The 2,378-nt window shown below is 51.0% G+C and carries 1 protein-coding gene and 1 riboswitch; the gene reads right to left on the bottom strand.

What is annotated here, in order from left to right; all coding sequences use genetic code 11:
* Window positions 1–1,737, bottom strand: a 1,737-nt coding sequence (locus AQR02_RS33145; protein ID WP_209444234.1) for a histidine kinase dimerization/phospho-acceptor domain-containing protein, incomplete at its 3' end; no start/stop codon positions are given.
* Window positions 1,738–2,010: 273 nt separating this feature from the next.
* A riboswitch (purine riboswitch) is annotated at window positions 2,011–2,114 on the top strand.
* Window positions 2,115–2,378 lie beyond the last annotated feature (264 nt).

Genomic DNA, 2,378 nt, shown 5'->3' with positions numbered 1-2,378 from the left:
GTCGCTGACCGAGAAGATCACTTCATCGCTGCTTGGGCGGATCGACAGGGAAACAGAGCCCTGTTCGGGAGTGAACTTCAGAGCGTTCGACAGCAGATTGTTAATGATCTGCTGGAGCCGGTGGCCGTCGGTCATGAGATGCTCCGGCAGTCTGCTGTCACAATGGACGTCAAAGCGGATATTCTTTTTCTTCGCCTGCTGCTCGAACCGGCGGAACAGATGAGTGCTGACATCATGCAGCGCGACGGGCTCCAGCACAGGCGTCATTTTGCCGACCTCGAGCTTCGCCAGATCGAGAATCTCATCGATCAGCTGCAGCAGATCCTTGCCGGCCGAGAAGATGGTATGCACGTATTCAAGCTGTTTTACACCGAGATTACCTTCCTTGTTCTCAGCCAGAATCTGTGACAGGATCAGCAGGCTGTTCAGCGGTGTACGCAGTTCATGCGAGACATTGGCAAGGAACTCCGACTTGTATTGTGCGGCCATGAAGATCTCTTCCGCCTGGGCTTTGATCTCGGCTTTCTGCTGTTCGGTAAGCTTCATCTGCTGCTGCAGATGACTGTTGGAGACGGCTAATTCTTCGGTTTGCGCCAGCAGCTCCTGGGTCTGGGCCTGCAGCTCTTCCTTTTGGTCCTGGAGCTCATTCGTCTGGGCCAATAGCGCGTCGGCCTGCTCCTGAATCTCCTCTTTCTGCCGTGCGGTCAGCTCCATCTGCTGCTGCAGATTATTGTTGGAGGTAGCCAATTCCTTGGTCTGTGCCTGCAGCTCCTCGGTTTGCGCCAGCAGTTCTTCTGTCTGCGCCTCCAGCTCCTGGGTCTGGGCCTGCAGCTCCTCGGTCTGCGCCTCAAGTTCATCCTTCTGCATTTGAGTTTCACTGAGCAGTTCTTCTATACGGGCGACATGGGCCAGTGTGTTGATCAGAACCCCCATATTCTGGCCGGTCCGCTCGATGAGTTGCAGCTCCTTATCGGCCAGTTCTTTCATCAGGGCCAGTTCAACCACGGCGACTACCTCGGTCTCATAAAGTACCGGCAGCAGAATCAGTGTGGAGGGGACTGCTTCGCCCAGTCCGGAGTGAACCCTGATGTAATTCTCCGGCAGATTGTGCATCACGATCATTTGCCTGTCAACTGCGCATTGACCAACCAGTCCGCTGCCCAGCCCGAACGGTTCAAGGTTCACGGAGGCTTCATCAAAAGCATAGCCGGCCTTGAATTGCAGCTGGTTATGCTGCACCATGTACACCGCCCCGTAGCTTCCGCCGACAGCAGACGCCAGCCGGCCGATGAAGATGCGTGCCGCCGTCTGCAAGTGCACGGAGCCCTGAAGCATCAGGGCCATTTCCGACACCTCGGTATTGATCCAGGCCTGTTCTTCAGCCTTCAGCCGCAGACTGCGTTCTTCCTCCGTCTTGTGGTGCAGATCAATTCCAAGGGTATAAAAGGACTGTGCCAGCTGTCCCAATTCATCATTACCGGCAGCGGCCTTGCCCGAGGAATCAAGTGTGCCTTGGGCGATATCCTGCGATATTGTCAGGATCCTGCCGATACCGCGGGTTAAACTCCGGTGAATGCGAACCAGGAAGAAAGTGCTGAGCAAAATACCTGCTGTACCCGCCACTAAAGACAGATAGAGCGGAACTCCTTCCAGATAGATAATAGATATAGTAATCATACTGCCAAGCAGCAGTATAGAAGCGAGTGCCGCTAACTCAATCTGTTGTTTTATTTTCATGCTACTCCGCCTTTATATCGCTAGTTTTACTAATTATACTTTTAATAGAGAAGCGGTGATAGGGCAAACGGGGGCAAAAGGCCGGTTAAACCATAAATTAGTATGATTTTCGGCATTCACAGCAGTTTTCTTCAGTTTTATTATTGTCCGGCTGCCGGTTGTGAAAGAAAATATATGTATCTCATGAAAAATTGTCATTAAATGCTGAAATTTTTCATGAATTTATGCTTGTAAGGAGCGTACAGAGCGTGTAAGATATACAAAGGTTTTAATCGGATTATTCATATAACAACTCATATAATCTTGGGAATATGGCCCATAAGTTTCTACCGGATAACCATCGTAATTGTCCGACTATGAGTGAAATAGCGCATCTAGGGTTCCGTTTTCTATGCCGCGCGGCGGCATTGGAAGGGCTGGTCCGAGCGATGCGGACACTGCGATGTGTTACACCACTTAGGGACAAAAGCCCAGAAGGACAGATTCACTTGAGAGAAACGCTCAAGTGAATCTGTCCTTTTTTTGTTTCAGTAAGGAATTGGGCGGGAAGAACCTTGAAGGAGAGAAGCTGCTGTTATGAGAGTATTAGAGGAACGTATTAGAGAAGAAGGCCTGATTCTGTCGGAGACTGTACTGAAGGT

Source organism: Paenibacillus ihuae, assembly GCF_001368795.1.
Lineage (GTDB): Bacteria > Bacillota > Bacilli > Paenibacillales > Paenibacillaceae > Paenibacillus_AQ > Paenibacillus_AQ ihuae.
The sequence above is the reverse complement of the archived record's forward strand: the minus strand, read 5'-3'. Positions and strand labels throughout refer to the sequence as shown.